The organism is Niallia sp. FSL R7-0271, assembly GCF_038005785.1.
Taxonomy (GTDB): domain Bacteria; phylum Bacillota; class Bacilli; order Bacillales; family Cytobacillaceae; genus Niallia.
In genome coordinates this window covers 2,104,968-2,120,321 of record NZ_JBBOTZ010000001.1, presented here as the reverse complement: position 1 = coordinate 2,120,321, position 15,354 = coordinate 2,104,968, and the positions used below count along the sequence as shown (strand labels likewise).

The window sequence follows — 15,354 nt, the reverse complement described above, 5'->3', positions numbered from 1 at the left end:
TGGCAGTATGCCAGGCTGTTTTTTTATATGTCAGTACCGATTGTTTGCAAACAGCTGTTTAGAGGACTACAATAGAGGCGTACAAAACATTCGAAAGATGGAGGCAATACAATGAAAGTTAAAGTAAACAGACATGCAGCGAAAGTCATGAAACAAATGCTGAGCAAAGCGGATGAAGGTGAAATGCTGCGTGTATACATAACAGAACATCATGGAAACCATGCTCATTATGATCTTAAGCTGGACAAGCAGACAGAAAATGATGAAGTGGTAGAATCAGATAAAGAAGTTGCGGTCCTTTTAGATACACGAGACAGTGAGTTCTTAGACGGTATCTGGATTCAATATTTCCATATGCCAGAGCCAGGTTTTGTTATTTACAATCCTAACAAAGAAATGCATAGTCATTAAAAAAACGGGGGAGAACCCCGTTTTTTTATTTCTTATCTAAGGATGATAGGCTTTGAATCAGGTCATCTTTAATGATTGTCCACCACTCACGATTGTTGATAAATTGCTGAACCATTTCCTTTATGAATGCTTTAAAAGCAGCGTCATAGTCTGGAGAGTCTTTAGCAGGCACGTCTTTTTTCAGGACATCCACTTCTTTTTGAATAATTTCTGCTCTAGGTCCCCATCTGCCGATTAACTCATCATTTTCATCGAGGAAGATGATAATTGGAATCGAGCGTGCAGTTCCATTTGTCAAAAATTGATCCATTAATTCCAGATTATCATCTCTGATTAAAAATCTTGTCTCGATTAACGCTTCATTAGCTAAGCGCAAAAAGATAGGCACATTGACCATGGCATCCCCGCACCAATCTGCACTAAGAATTATAGCCTTCATTCCTTTTGATTGCAGACCCTGCAGATTTTTCATATCTTGTGCTGGTACAGAGAATTCATTATAAACCTTTAAAAGATTCTCTTTATTCACCTCCATGCTGGATATGTACTGATGAGAAGACATTCCTTTATCAAACCAAACTTTAAGATTACTCAATTTAACACTTCCTGTTCTAATTATATTGGCTGAGCATAAGTTAATTTTACTAAAAATAAGACCAAGATAGTAATTATTAGCATTGCATCTGTAAGAAACTTAGTTACTAATGAAAAAGATTCCTTTAAAGAAGGAAAAACACTCCCCGAACAAGAATTATTGGTATAAGACAAATTGATGTGCAAATAATGTAATGAAAGGTATAATACAAAAAATGGTGAAGTTTGAAAACGGTTAACTAAGAAATTATTCCCATTTTCCGTGTGATCTATACAAAAATTAGATTAATTTTATTAAACTAATCTTTTCTATCTATTAATACTTGCGAATTCTTAATGAATTTTTGAAAGAATAGTGATAGGATTAAGATATCGAATCGATAAATATTATTTAGATTAAGGGATGGTAATCTAATGACAACAAGACTAAAAGTTAACGAAAGCAGTTCATCCTTACGCAGGGATGTTAAGCGACTAGGAATCATACTTGGTGAAGTGCTTGTGCATCATGGCGGGCAAGAACTTTTGCAAAAAGTCGAAACAATCCGTAAATTAGCGAAGGAACTGCGCAACAATTATAATGATGGTACATATCAAGAACTGAAAAAAGAAATGGAAAACTTAGAAAGACCGATGAGAAGGCAGGTTATCCGTGCATTCTCTAAATACTTCCACTTAGTGAACGTGGCAGAGCTTAATCACCGTATCAGAAGAAGAAGAGAATATCAGCTGCAGGAAAATAATCTTGTTCAGCCTGCATCAATTGAAAGTGCCATTCAGGCATTTAAGAGTAAAAACCTTACTGAGGATGCTATTCAAAATGTCCTTGATACTTTATCATTGGAGCTGATTATTACAGCGCATCCGACGGAGTCGACAAAGCGGTCTATTCTTGAAATTCAGAAGAGAATCGCAAACCTTCTGAAACAGCTTGATAATCCAATGCTTACAAGAAAAGAGCGTAAGCAAATTGATCAGGAGCTGTTTGAGGAAATTACGATTATGTGGCAAACAGATGAGCTCCGTTTAACGAGACCGACAGTAATGGATGAGGTTCGAAATGGTTTATATTATTTCGATCAGACATTGTTTGATGTATTGCCAGAGATTCATCAAGAAGTACAGGATGCTCTTCATGAGAATTATCCTACGTACAACTGGAATGTGCCGAACTTCCTGACATTCGGTTCATGGATCGGCGGAGACCGAGATGGAAATCCAAACGTAACTCCAGAAGTGACATGGCAAACACTTCATAAGCAAAATAAGCTTGTTCTTAAAAAATATACAGATGCAGTCATTGAGTTAATGAAAAGATTCAGCCATTCTACGAACAGAATCAAAGTAAGCTCGAAGCTGATTCAATCAATCGTGGAAGAGGAACAGCTGTACTTAGATGAAGACACTAAATGGGCTGTTGAAACAGAAGTATATCGCAGAAAGTTTGCAGTCATTATTGAGCGACTGAAAGCTACTGGGAAATCAGAGAAAGGCTACACTGACTCTGAAGAACTGCTGAAAGATTTAATCTTAATTCAGGACAGCTTTGTGATCCACCAGCCGAAGGATCATGAACAAAAAGACTTACAGAAATTAATTCGCCAAGTGCGTTTATTCGGCTTCCACCTTGCGACATTAGATATTCGCAATCACAGTGGTGAGCATGAAGCAGCTATTTCGGAAATTCTGAAAAAAGTAGGAATTGCCGAGGATTACAGCAGCCTTGATGAAGAGAGCAAAATGAATATCCTTGAGTCTGTTTTGAAGGACCCGAGACCGATTTTGTTATTAAATGAGGATTATTCTGCACAAACACAGGAAATGATTAAAACTTTCCAGATGATTCGCAATGCTCACAAAAAATTCGGCAAGCGGTCAATCACAGTCTATCTTATCAGTATGACTCAATCTGCCAGCGATTTGCTTGAAGTGCTCGTTCTTGCAAAAGAAGCAGGAATCTACCGTCTTCATGCAGATGGTACAGTGGAAAGCCATTTAAATGTGGCACCGCTTCTTGAAACAATCGATGATTTAGTGGCAGGTCCTGATATTATGCAAACACTGTTTGAACTGCCTGTTTACAAAAATCATTTAATCCAGCATGAGAACCAGCAGGAAATTATGCTTGGTTATTCTGACGGAAGTAAAGACGGCGGAACATTGACTGCCAACTGGAAGCTGTATAAAGCCCAAAGAGAAATTCATGAAATGGCAAGCAGATATAAAATCGGCCTTAAGTTCTTCCATGGTCGCGGTGGTTCTCTCGGCAGGGGTGGCGGTCCGCTGAACAAGAGTATCTTGTCCCAGCCGGCTGAGACACTTGGAGATGGTGTGAAAATTACAGAACAAGGGGAAGTATTATCTTCTCGCTACTTGTTGGAAGACATTGCCTTCCGCAGTCTCGAGCAAGCTATTTCGACCTTGCTGAAAGCTTTTGCGCATATCTCTAATAATGAGCTAGATCAAACGGAAAAAGACAAATGGGAAACAGCGATGGAAGACATTTCTGCGATCTCGTTGAAAAAATATCAGTCATTAGTGTTCTTTGATGATGATTTTATGACATATTTTAAAGAAGCAACACCTTTGAATGAGATTGGCAACTTGAAAATAGGGTCAAGACCGATGAGTCGAAAAAGCAAGCAAACATTTGAAGATTTACGCGCCATTCCATGGGTATTTGCTTGGACGCAAAGCCGCCAGCTATTGCCGGCATGGTATGCAGCGGGAACTGGTCTTCATGAATTCGCAGATAGAAACACAAGCAACATCGGTATCTTAAAAGAAATGTACCAAAAATGGCCATTCTTCCGTTCCACAATCGATAATTTGCAAATGGCATTAATGAAAGCAGACTTAACAACAGCAAGAGAATATTCATCACTTGTTGAAGATGAGTCAATTGGCACAAGAATTTATGAAAACATTAAAGAAGAATATAATAAGACAAAAGCCATTTTGCTTGAAATTTCTGGAGAGGAAGAGCTGTTGGATCATACACCAACGATTCAGGAATCTGTCTATAGAAGAAACCCGTATGTAGACCCACTGAATTTCTTCCAAGTAGAGCTAATTAAACAGCTGCGTGATCAAGAAACACCAGATCCAGAGCTGCTGAATCAAGTGCTGCTTACAATCAATGGAATTGCTGCTGGCTTGCGTAATACAGGCTGACATAATAAAAACGCTCAGATTTTTCTGAGCGTTTTTTTGTGTATATCAAAGCTGTTACTTTATTGGTATTACGTCTTGCGGCAAAGCATCCTCCTGTATCCATTTTTCAATCATTTGATTAAAGAAAGTAGGATATAACAGGGATACTCCGTGACCGACGTCTCGGATAATGATCCCAGTACAATTTGAATTATTTAATACTATATCTGTTGCTGATTTTTTCATTACTGCCTTTTCTCTTTCACCAACAGAAACTAATATTTTGCTCTTTGCTTTTTTGAAATTTTCAGTGATTTCAAATGACATATTTTCTTCTAATATTCTAACAAGAGCATCTGATTTCATTTGAGAAATTTCCTTATAATAGGTTGCAAAGTACTCTTTATCAATGTAAAGTGCTTTCGCTTGAAGCTTTGCAAAAGATTGATTTCTAACTAAAGGAAAGGTTAATTTTATCGTAGGTTTAATCATCCTTTTAACAAAAGAATTAGGTCTTACTAATGCACTGTTTATGACCGCATAATGAATTAAATTAGGTTTCATACTTAACATTTGTATCGTTACCTGTGCACCTAGGGAAAATCCAATCACGATTATTTTTTTACCATTCGCGATTTTTTCTATCAAGTCATTTATTTTTTCTGCACTTGTTTGAATGGAAAAATTCAACTCACAATCGTTCTCCCCATGTTCTGGCAAGTCAATTGTCAGGCAATGATAATGACTGAAATATGGAGTTTGTTTATCCCACATCCAGCTACTTACTCCACCTCCGTGCAAAAATACCATCAATGAAGCGTTCTTATCCCCATACTCTTGGTAACGTAAACACAAAAAGCTCACCTCACTTTTTTCTGTTTAATCCTATTAAGTAAACGGTGTTGCCTCGTTGAAAAACAGTTCCATCATTATTAACTATATTTTAGAAAAAAAAATCAATTCTTTTCTTTTATAATTGGCTAAAGTTTAAAAGACAACAAAAAGGAGACACCAATCACTGTTTGAATGTGTGTCTCCAATTATGCTGTTATTTAGTAGCAAACTCGTTTGCACTTTGCTGTTTCTTAATTTAACTTATTTTTTAAATGGAGCTAAAAACTCTTCCACTTGCTCTGGTGTTTTTGCGTTAGCGCTGTGCAAATGGCCGATTTTTTCACCGTCTTTGAAGACAAGCAGACTTGGAATACCCATAACATCATACTTTTCTGCTAGTTCAGGCAGTTCGTCCTTATTGAGGCTGAACCATTTTTTGTCTGCATTTTCCTCGATGATCTCCCCAATGAACATATCCATTCTTGTGCAGTCAGGGCACCAAGTCGTGAAAAATTTAACAATATTTGTTTCGCCATTATTGATAATCTCGTTGAATTCCTCTGTTGTACTGATTTGTTTCATGATACACCTCTTAGCAATATTTTATACTAGCCACAAAAGCTACTAACGCCATTATACACTAAATATTAAATATTTCCTGTTTGCAGAACCGAAATTATTTACACAAAAATACCATCTGTATTTCTCCTGTAAATTGAGAAACTAAAAATAAAAAGAAAGGAGAATTCCAATGCTAATGAATACATTAAAAACAGTTTTAACAATGAGTATGGCTGTAGGTATGCTTGCAGCTTGTAGTCCAGACCCTGATGATATGGATACTACCAACAATATTAACGAAACAGGCCAGATTTCGAACCTGAAAACGGACACAAACAGCAACCGTTATCCACATACACAACCGATTAAGATTCAGGATGCGAAATATGAGTTCAGAATAGTGAATCGCGGTGCCGTGCCGAATGGAAATGCAAATGGAAACACAAATGCTAATACAAATAATGCAACTGCGAATCAAAAGACTCAAAATCCGACTACAAATAACATCCAACAATCACAATCAGCGCCTGCCCAGCCTGCACCAGCACAACCGTCAGCTAAAAAGGCAGCTGAAATTGCCGGTGAAAATAAAGGCTCTAGTGAATACGTGGACGCTGTTATTAGCTTAACAAATAAAGAAAGACAAAAAGCTGGACTATCTGCGCTAACAGCGTATCCGGAATTAAATGATGTAGCCAATGTAAAAGCACAAGATATGAATGAAAAAGGCTATTTTTCTCATACAAGTCCGACATATGGATCACCATTCGACATGATGAGAGATTTTGGCATCAAGTATAAGTCAGCTGGTGAAAACATTGCCCAAGGACAAAGAACACCAGAAGAAGTCGTTAACGCATGGATGAACAGTGAGGGACACCGTGCTAATATTCTCAGCAAAGATTTCAGTCATATAGGTGTAGGTTTTGAAGAAACTGGTCATGAATGGGTTCAAATGTTTGTAAAAAAATAAGTGCAATGAATTAAAAAAGGGACATCTTCATTGGGAGATGTCCTTTATAATCAATATTTTTGATATCTTCCACTTGAATTAATACTGTCAGCTATACTATAGTATAAAAATATGACGTGACGATAATTTTTTGTCATAAATGTTGCCTAAGTGTAATATAATAAAAAGTATGTGTAAAATGGCAATGTGTCAGTTGATTGTAAAGAGGAGGATACAAATGGCTGCTACGAAAATAAATATTGCACCAGTAGAGAACAAATACATAAAACTAAACATGTCCGTTTCGGATATGGATAAGGAAAAGCTAGTAGATTTGGGAGATTCCTTTTTGCTGAAAATGAACAAGAAGAGCAAGAGCGGAAATGAATTGTATTTTTCCGTGTTATTTGCCAAAAAAATGATGAATAAGCCTTCTAGAACGTCGAATCCATCAGTAGCCATCACGAAAACCAAAAATTTAATTACAGTTGAACTTACCGTTATGCTTGAACTTGATTCAATTGCGCATAATGAAGGATTCTATTGGATTAAAACAGAAAATGCAGCATCTCCTGCATTTGAACTTTCCTATAAAATGAATGAAAGCTATTACGATAAAAAGGTAACGAATGTAATGGCTGAAAATGAAACGGAAACAGAGCAAGTTGACTAAAAAAGAGCGATACCTTGTATTTCGGGTATCGCTCTTTTTTGCTTATTCTTCTATGAGACCAAGCGTTTTTAAGCCATTATAAATACCAGAATCACTTACAGAGGTAGTGGTATGTTTTGCATAAGCAAACAGCTTTTCATGAGCATTACCCATGGCAAAGCCTTCGCCAACAACAGACAGCATTTCTTTATCGTTCATGCCATCACCAAAAGCAATCGCATTCTTCGCATCGATATTCAGCCTTTTTAATACGGTACTAATGGCCATTCCTTTATTTACTTGGTCACTGATTACATCATAGGAGTGGCGAAAACCTTCGATATTCACTTGGGATAAATGAATCTCAGGAAAACCTTCATACAGATGAATATCCTCTTCGTTCAAGTTCATGACCGTAATGCCTAATATATTTGCTTTTTCATCTTCCGTGTACTGCTTATTGCTTCTTAAATGGAATTTCTTGCAGAATTGCTTTGTTACTTCACTGTCTGGATTAGAGAGGAGATTATGGCTGCTTGTGTAAAGCACAAGCTCATTGTTTTTTTCAGCAGCGATTTTTATGTATAAGTCCACTAAATTTGGATCCATTGGGCTTTTCACAATGTCTTGCCCGTCGTAAATAGCTAAAGCGCCATTATAGCCGATGAAAGAATTAATTTTTAATATTTCTCCTATATCTGCTATTTCATGAAGCGGTCTGCCTGTTGCCAAGAATATTTCAAGTCCTTTTTCCTTCATCAGTTTGACTGCGGTTTTAGTTGACTCTTGCATCGTGTCATCAGGCTGCAGAATAGTGCCATCAATATCTAGAAATAATGCTTGGAAATTTGCCATTATGTCCTCCAGTTGTCAATTTTAGAAAATGCTCATATGAGAACATTCTAACATAAAGGCAAGAAATAGAAAAAGACCAGGAGGGCTCCTGATCTTAAAGTTACAGAGAACATTATTTATGCCAAATTTTCCACCATGTTTTTTTAGGAGGTTCGGCTACAGCCGTTTGTCTGAATGACTGGACAAGCTCCTGAAAGCTTTTTTCTCTGTCTTTAATATCCTTAGACATTTGCTCACGCTCTACTTGGATAGCCTCCATCAGCATCCGATCATTTTTATGAAGCTGCTCTACCGTTTTGTTGATTTCACTGTTTGATTTAGACAGATGATCCATCATTGCTTTAATTTCTTTAGTAGAGGTAGTTGCTGCTGTCCATTGCTTTGAATAGGTTTTTCTTTCTGCTTTTGAAATTTGCGACAGCTTTCTAATATTAGTTTTAATGGATTCATAGTCGTCCGTTGTTTTTTGTGTGCTTGTATGTACGATTTCTGCGATATGCTCCATCTCTTCTTTGGCAGCATCCTTGTGGTCAGCAAGTGCACTTGACAGTTTTTCAATCGTTTCTGTTTTGCCTGCTTGTATTTCTGTTGAGATTGTTTCAAGCACCTCTTGTTTAATGCCGTTGCGTATTTCTTGCTTCACTTCATGAAGAAAATCCTGTTTATATGTTTCTAAAGACGAGAGCAATACTTGAAGCTGATTATCATCCTCTGTATTTCTGTCTATTTTCGTTATTAAATCATCATTATGAATGATTTGAATCTCATTAGCAGCAGCTTCTTCTAAGACAGGTGGTGTCATTTCTTTAGTCGCCACGTCTTGTTCTTGCTTTGCTTCCTTAGGCTGAAGAATCATACTTAGTGTTTTTTTAACTTCTGTCGTATTTCGCTTTTCAGCATAAAGATTCTTTACTTCCAGCAGTAGGGAAAGCTCTTTGTCTGTATAAAAACGTGCTCCGTTTTTTGTACGAGGAATAACTAGCAGCTCTTTAAATTTATTTTCCCATTGCTTTAATGTTTTCGGACTTGTCGTCAGCTTTTGAGATGCTTCATGAATAGAATAAATGTTCATATTATACACTCCTTAAGGTAGGTTGAATAGAAAAAAAGATAAATTTATAAATGGCTATGCTTACCAATTACATAGTGCAGTGCTAATTTCCTGCAAGAAGACAAAAGCTATCAAAACCTCTTAATAGTAGACATATTTCAGCAAGCTTCAAACCTGCTCTTAAAAGTGTATGGGTAGTTTTGGGCGTTTTGGAGAAGAATAAGGGAAATACCCTTAAAATGGGAGCATCCGAGGTGGTCAGCCTGTGAGAAGACGATTTATTCTTTTGACTCTGGTGTTCATGCTATTGCCATTTCACCATTCAGAGGCAGAGGAACTACATAATCCAATTAAAGCTAAATTGAAAATACTACAAACAACCGACATCCATGCAAATATTCTAGATTATGATTATAAAAATAATAACAGGACAATTGAGTATGGTTTAAGCAGAACAGCTTCTCTTATTCAAAAAATCAGGTCACAAAACGAAAATACCTTGTTATTTGATGTTGGCGATATGATAAAAGGAAATGCTTTAGCAGACTTTATCGCCAAAAGTCCATTTCTTCCTGTTACAGACATTCACCCTGCTTACAAAACAATGAATTTATTACAGTATGACGCAGCAACAGTGGGAAACCATGAGTTTAACTATGGACTGGATTTTTTATTAAAGACTGTTTCAGGTGCTGATTTCCCAGTAGTGAATGCGAATATTTATATTGACGATCATAATCAAATGGCAGAGGATGACCTGCATTTTTTTAATCCTTATACAATCATGCCATATCCCATCAAGACAGAGGCTGGAACAGTCGAAACAATCAATGTTGGTGTCATAGGCTTACTTACGCCCATTGCAGCCGAATGGGACAAGGAATACTTCAAAGATAATCTCATCATTAAGAATATGAGCGAAACAGCTGCAGAGATTGTACCAATAATGAAAAAAGCGGGAGCTGATATTATCATTGCCCTTGTTCATGCAGGTCTTCAATCAGATGATGCCTTAAAGGATAAACGAGGCAATAATGTGGTGGATGTCAGCAAGGTAGAAGGAATTGATGTTTTGTTGTACGGGCATTCTCACAGTCTGTTTCCGAAAAAGGGCGAAAAAAATATAGAGGGTATTAATCACCAAGCTGGAACGATTAATAAAAAGCCAGCGGTGCAAGCTGGTTTTTGGGGAAATCATTTAGGCATTATTGATTTATCATTGGAAAAACGGGACAGCGTTTGGAAAATTGCAGCATCGAAATCACAGGCGAAGCCGATTATTCGCATCATAAACGGCAAAAAGGTACCCGTTGTTTCACCGTATCAGCCAATTGAATATTTAATGGAGCCTTACCATCAAGAAACATTGGAGTATGTTAAAACCTTAAAGTAAGATACTGTAAGCAGGAAAATTGCTTCTCGGTAGGCAAACATACTATAGTGAAATAGAACGTAAAAGGAGGTCAGAAACGATGATGAAAACATTAAAAGATGCTAAATTTTCTGTCCTTGATTTATCGCCGATAACAGAAGGCAATACAGCAGCCGATGCCTTTCGAAACTCTTTAGACTTGGCTCAGCATGCAGAAAATTGGGGATATAACAGATATTGGGTTGCCGAGCATCACAGTATGCCAGGTATTGCCAGCAGTGCCACATCTGTCTTGATCGGATATCTTGCTGGAGGCACCAGCAAAATTCGCGTTGGAAGCGGAGGCATCATGCTGCCAAACCATGCACCACTAGTAATTGCCGAGCAGTTTGGGACATTAGAATCATTATATCCAAACAGAATTGATTTAGGGCTTGGACGTGCACCAGGGAGTGACCAGCTAACAGCAAATGCATTACGTCGAGGCGGGAAAGGTGATGGCAGTGATTTTCCGGAAATGTTAGAGGATTTAAGGAACTATTTAAAGCCTTACGAACAGACAGGCCTGCCTGTACGGGCGATTCCTGGTGAGGGATTGAATATTCCGATTTGGCTCCTCGGCTCAAGCGGATTCAGTGCAAAATTGGCAGGGGAACTAGGTTTGCCTTTTGCTTTTGCAAGCCATTTTTCACCAGATTATACCATTCCTGCACTACAAATATACCACCAACATTTCAGACCATCGAAAGACTTAGAAAAACCTTATGTCATGGTTGGAGCGAATGTGATCATTTCAGAAACGGAAGAGAGAGCAAAATATTTATCTACCTCCTCTCAGCAGCAATTTTTAAGCTTAATCAGAGGCAGACCGACACAGCTGAAGCCGCCAGTTGATAACATGGATGAAGTTTGGAGTCCTTATGAAAGAAATGTCGTTCAGCAGCAATTAAAATCCTCTATTATAGGGACTCAAGAAACGGTTGCCCAAAAGCTTGAGGCATTTCTAAATGAAACACAAGCAAACGAAATTATCGTCAATACGGCCGTGTTTGATCATCAAGAAAGACTAGAATCCTTCCGGCTATTGAAGGAAATTGTCATGTAGCATTTGCTGTCTTTAGGTTATTGCTTGACTATATACCCGGATATGATTTATCTTTCTTACATGTGCTATACATGGAGGTTTTTTTTTGAAAACGACAATGGTTCTAAAAAATGCTGATAAAATTAATCAAATATTAAAAGATATAGTTAGTGACTCTTTTAAAGAAATTGAAGGGGAAGAGGTCTTGCTGTGTATGGAATGCTGTGACGTTGATCTATTTGTGACAGTGGACTCCCACGAAGAACTCCTCGATGCGATTAAAGAGAACTTCGAGCTTGATGAGTTCGGTGAGGTGCTCGATAATGACCAGTTTATTGCATTAATGAAAGAGCTTGATGAATATTATGTGCAGCTTCATATTGAATCTGGCTTTTATGACTATTTTCCAGCAGGAACTTATACTGTGAATGGTCAAGAAGAGGAAACAGAAACGGATATATTAGCTCCGAAAGGGATTTTTTACGCTCCATTTGAAGAGGCCGTAAAAGAGGATAAGTAAAAGAGGAAGGAGTTCCTTCCTCTTTTTTATGTAGTTTTTTGTTCATTGTCAGGTTCTTTCCATTTTAGAATGCCATCATCTTTATCGTACTCAATAATGACGTCTGATACCCCTTTTTCTTTAATAATCTGATCTTCAATCCGGTGTCGGATTAAATCAGCTTGTTCAACGGTTAATTTGCTATCGAGCTCAATGCTTAGCTCCACATGAAAATTCTCGCCTTCTTTATAAACAGAAACACCTTGAATGTCACGCACATCTGGATCAGCCATTGCAATAATGCCGATTCTGCCTTCCATTTCAGCATCACTTTCGCCAATTGCCCCAGCTGCGTTATCAAGAAATACTCGGCCAACTACAAAAAACATGAAAATCCCGATAATGATAGAGGCAAGCCCTTCTGCCTGATAGAATGGAGTGATTTGTGCGATAATAACAGCAGCCATCGCAAGTAGACCGCCGCCTGTTGCTACTAAATCTTCTAAAAACACGAGTTTTGTTGCTGGTTTTGCTTTTTTTAAATATAGAAAGCTGTCTTTAAATAGCCTTAAACCTCTAGAAGAGAGTCCTTCTTCGGCGACTATTTCTTTCATAGCTTTCATTAACACAAAGAACTCAAGTACAACAGCTAGAGCAAGTACGGAAATGTTGAGATAAAAACCCGTTGATTCTGTTGGATGGAAAAGATGATCAATTCCTTCACGAATGGTTTCATAGCTCATGATGCCTACAATCAGGACGGCAAATAACAACACGAGATTGACCAATCTGCCGAAACCTCCTGGAAAGCGTTTGGTCGGTGCTTTTTTGCTTAAGGCGGAACCGATAAACACAAAAAATTGGTTTGCTGCATCTCCGAGTGAATGCATGGTTTCTGCAAACATAGCAACGTTTCCTGTCAGGCCGAAAGCTGTCCCCTTAATAGCAGCAATCACTGTATTAATGACTGTTGCGTAAAGTGCCGATTTATTTCCGTTCCTTAGCAACCCAATAAAATCTTTCATTTTTTAACCCTCTCCTTGATTGTTCCAAAACAGTATACAGCTGCAGTTGTTTTATAAATACATGATTCCCAATAATCTACATACAATGCAATCCATTAGTTATGGGATGTAAACTAAAAAGAAGTCTGCCTAATAAGACGACAGACTGTAATATTATGTAAGTTAATTCTTGAAAGTTATATTATGCTTCTCTACAAGAACATGAAACAAAAAGGATGGAACAGCACATTAGATCGCTTTTTCTACTGCAGCATTCCAATCAGGAAAATAATGAAGGGCATGCCTCATTAAATCTGGATGGCTTGTTTTTATTTTCTTTTTGTTCAATTGCTCTCCGTTAGAACGCAAACCTTGAATTGCAGTGATTACTTCATCAAGACTCATTGTCACTTCCATTAACTTGCCTCCTTCAGTAGATTATCTACATTATTGCCCCTTTTATTTTATTTAAACAAGGCAAGTTTATTTTATTTCCTTGGAAACCGCATGATATGTCATTTTAGACTACCGTTTGACACAGGCTGTTTAAAAATTTAGCTGCTTTTTGTTTGTCGCAACGTTTAGCAAACTATATAATAATAGGGGTTAAGTGCAAAACTGCACAAGTTAGGCCGTTTCAATTTAAAAGGGAGTGTAGGGACTAATATGAGAATTAAATATTTTTCTGGAGTATTTCTAGCATTTATGCTTCTGTTTATGATAAATGTGTCAAATGCTTCTGCACATGCCTATATCGTCAATTCAAATCCAAGTGAAAATGAAAGCTTGGACGAGGCACCGAAGAAAGCTTCTATTGAATACAATGAAAAAATACAGTCGGGTTTTGCTGTGTTTAATGTTACGAATTCAGCTGGTGAAAAAGTCGATAAAGGAAATGTGGAAGTAAACAATAAAACCTTGTCTGTAGATTTACAGGAAAATTTAAAAGATGATGTCTATACAATGGAATGGCGTGTCGTATCGGCAGATGGACATTCCATCTCCGGGCTCGTTCCATTCAGTATCGGTGAGCTGCCTGAAGGTGTTGAGCTTCCAAAACAGCAATATACAGCAGATACAAGCAGTATGGTGAGTGTTTCGATTAATAAAGTATTTTTATACACTGGATTGTCTGTCTTTATGGGACTTGTTCTATTTTATCTTGTTTGGTTCAGACCTGATGCACTTGAACAAAAGGTCAGAATCAGATCAAAACGAGTTGCTGCAGCTGCTTTGACTCTGATTGGAATTAGCTTACTGTCCTTTATTATCATTCAGACACAAGTAAATGCAGGTGTATCCTTCTTCCGGGCATGGAGTCCGTCCTTGCTGATTGAGACACTGAAAAGCACAAAAGAAGGAACTATTTGGGCTATTCAAATGCTTCTGTACATAGTGCTGCTGCTTGCTGTAATCTATGTGTTTAAAAAAGGCGAGTTATTAAAAAGAAGGCTATGGATTTTGCCGTTAATCAGTTTTATAGGAATTGTTGTCTGCAAAGCTTTTATTGGACACCCATCGAGTTCTCCATATGAAACTGTCGCGATTCTGATGGACTTTTTCCATCTTACAGCAGCTTCGATTTGGCTTGGTGGGATTATCGTCACCATCTTTCTCTTGAAGGAAGGGATTTTTGCAAAAGAAGGGCAGCAGCATGATGTGTACTGGAATACACTTCAGTCCTATTCTCTGTGGGCCTTGTTCACAGTAGCAGTTCTTGCTATTTCAGGGGCTGTTAACGGCTCCTTGCTCATCCCAGATTTTCATTCACTAGTAAGCACGACATACGGGATCACCTTGCTAGTGAAAATTGGCATTTTTGTATTAATGATCGGATTCGGGGCTTATCATCTTGTCAGCAGAACCTTGCTTTCCCGCCAGAAATTTTATAAAAAGACAATCATAATAGAAATGGTCCTTGGTGTGCTCCTGCTTGTTATCACAAGCGTCTTTACACAATTGCAAACACCGACACTGCCGATTGATCAACCTTTTTATGGAGAAGCAGAAATCGATTATAATGAGAACTTGAGTCTGACTGTCTCCCCAAAGAAAACAGGAATCCAAAATCAGTATGAAGTAACTCTATTTGATAATGACAGAGATCCGTTAGAGGATCCTGAACAGATTACAATCGAATTAAAGCAGGGAGACCAGGAAACTTCCTTCGCTCTTGAAAAGGCCGAAGACGGGAAATACACATCTAATAATCTTCAGCTCAATAAACCTGGGAAATGGGAAGTGACCGTTCATCTGTTGTTTAAAAACTTGGACAGCTATGACATTCCGTTTGAATTTAATGTTAGATAGCTTGATAGAGAAATAATTATTT

General features: G+C 37.7%; 15 protein-coding genes. 8 read left to right on the top strand and 7 right to left on the bottom strand.

The window, feature by feature from the left end:
• The first annotated feature begins 111 nt into the window (after positions 1 to 111).
• The gene (locus MKX82_RS10825) at positions 112 to 411 is read left to right on the top strand and encodes an iron-sulfur cluster assembly accessory protein (RefSeq protein ID WP_233313702.1); all 300 of its coding nucleotides are present in this window, start codon (positions 112 to 114) and stop codon (positions 409 to 411) included.
• Positions 412 to 436: 25 nt separating this feature from the next.
• Here MKX82_RS10825 and MKX82_RS10820 read toward each other — a convergent pair whose 3' ends face one another.
• Complete coding sequence (locus tag MKX82_RS10820; protein WP_233313703.1) at positions 437 to 1,006, bottom strand: thioredoxin family protein; 570 nt, start codon at positions 1,004 to 1,006, stop codon at positions 437 to 439.
• Positions 1,007 to 1,419: 413 nt separating this feature from the next.
• Here MKX82_RS10820 and ppc point away from each other — a divergent pair, with 413 nt between their 5' ends.
• The gene (gene ppc / locus MKX82_RS10815) at positions 1,420 to 4,179 is read left to right on the top strand and encodes a phosphoenolpyruvate carboxylase (protein ID WP_237941503.1); all 2,760 of its coding nucleotides are present in this window, start codon (positions 1,420 to 1,422) and stop codon (positions 4,177 to 4,179) included.
• A 54-nt stretch (positions 4,180 to 4,233) separates the two neighbouring features.
• On the opposite strand, the gene MKX82_RS10810 is transcribed toward ppc, so the two are convergent.
• Both MKX82_RS10810 and MKX82_RS10805 read right to left on the bottom strand, forming a co-directional pair.
• Positions 4,234 to 5,013 (bottom strand): alpha/beta fold hydrolase, encoded by a 780-nt coding sequence (locus tag MKX82_RS10810; protein ID WP_341077075.1) that lies wholly within the window; start codon positions 5,011 to 5,013, stop codon positions 4,234 to 4,236.
• Positions 5,014 to 5,253: 240 nt separating this feature from the next.
• Entirely contained in the window at positions 5,254 to 5,574 is a 321-nt protein-coding gene (locus MKX82_RS10805; RefSeq protein ID WP_233313706.1) for a thioredoxin family protein, read from the bottom strand.
• Between the two features lie 175 nt (positions 5,575 to 5,749).
• Here MKX82_RS10805 and MKX82_RS10800 point away from each other — a divergent pair, with 175 nt between their 5' ends.
• Together MKX82_RS10800 and MKX82_RS10795 are read left to right on the top strand one after the other, a co-directional pair.
• On the top strand, positions 5,750 to 6,526 hold the full coding sequence (locus MKX82_RS10800) for a CAP domain-containing protein (RefSeq protein WP_341077070.1): 777 nt from the start codon (positions 5,750 to 5,752) through the stop codon (positions 6,524 to 6,526).
• A 217-nt stretch (positions 6,527 to 6,743) separates the two neighbouring features.
• Positions 6,744 to 7,178: a hypothetical protein gene (locus MKX82_RS10795; RefSeq protein ID WP_233313708.1), complete on the top strand. Its 435-nt coding sequence runs from the start codon at positions 6,744 to 6,746 to the stop codon at positions 7,176 to 7,178.
• A 42-nt stretch (positions 7,179 to 7,220) separates the two neighbouring features.
• Here MKX82_RS10795 and MKX82_RS10790 read toward each other — a convergent pair whose 3' ends face one another.
• The gene (locus MKX82_RS10790; RefSeq protein WP_341077066.1) at positions 7,221 to 8,012 is read right to left on the bottom strand and encodes an HAD family hydrolase; all 792 of its coding nucleotides are present in this window, start codon (positions 8,010 to 8,012) and stop codon (positions 7,221 to 7,223) included.
• 112 nt (positions 8,013 to 8,124) lie between these two features.
• Positions 8,125 to 9,084 carry a MerR family transcriptional regulator gene (locus MKX82_RS10785; RefSeq protein WP_237941501.1) on the bottom strand — a complete coding sequence of 320 codons (960 nt, stop codon included), beginning with the start codon at positions 9,082 to 9,084 and terminating at the stop codon, positions 8,125 to 8,127.
• A gap of 244 nt (positions 9,085 to 9,328) precedes the next feature.
• Between MKX82_RS10785 and MKX82_RS10780 the strand changes: the two genes are divergently transcribed.
• From MKX82_RS10780 to MKX82_RS10770, 3 genes are all read left to right on the top strand, one after another.
• Positions 9,329 to 10,456, top strand: a complete 1,128-nt coding sequence (locus tag MKX82_RS10780; protein ID WP_233313711.1) for a metallophosphoesterase — start codon at positions 9,329 to 9,331, stop codon at positions 10,454 to 10,456.
• 79 nt (positions 10,457 to 10,535) lie between these two features.
• Complete coding sequence (locus MKX82_RS10775; protein WP_237941500.1) at positions 10,536 to 11,540, top strand: LLM class flavin-dependent oxidoreductase; 1,005 nt, start codon at positions 10,536 to 10,538, stop codon at positions 11,538 to 11,540.
• Between the two features lie 85 nt (positions 11,541 to 11,625).
• Positions 11,626 to 12,039, top strand: a complete 414-nt coding sequence (locus MKX82_RS10770; RefSeq protein WP_233313713.1) for a hypothetical protein — start codon at positions 11,626 to 11,628, stop codon at positions 12,037 to 12,039.
• Between the two features lie 26 nt (positions 12,040 to 12,065).
• Here the strand turns inward: MKX82_RS10770 and MKX82_RS10765 are convergent, their stop codons facing one another.
• Together MKX82_RS10765 and MKX82_RS10760 are read right to left on the bottom strand one after the other, a co-directional pair.
• Positions 12,066 to 13,043 (bottom strand): cation diffusion facilitator family transporter, encoded by a 978-nt coding sequence (locus tag MKX82_RS10765; RefSeq protein WP_233313714.1) that lies wholly within the window; start codon positions 13,041 to 13,043, stop codon positions 12,066 to 12,068.
• Between the two features lie 228 nt (positions 13,044 to 13,271).
• Entirely contained in the window at positions 13,272 to 13,439 is a 168-nt protein-coding gene (locus tag MKX82_RS10760) for a hypothetical protein (RefSeq protein ID WP_233313715.1), read from the bottom strand.
• A 249-nt stretch (positions 13,440 to 13,688) separates the two neighbouring features.
• Between MKX82_RS10760 and MKX82_RS10755 the strand changes: the two genes are divergently transcribed.
• Positions 13,689 to 15,332 (top strand): copper resistance protein CopC, encoded by a 1,644-nt coding sequence (locus tag MKX82_RS10755; protein ID WP_341077056.1) that lies wholly within the window; start codon positions 13,689 to 13,691, stop codon positions 15,330 to 15,332.
• Positions 15,333 to 15,354: the final 22 nt, after the last annotated feature.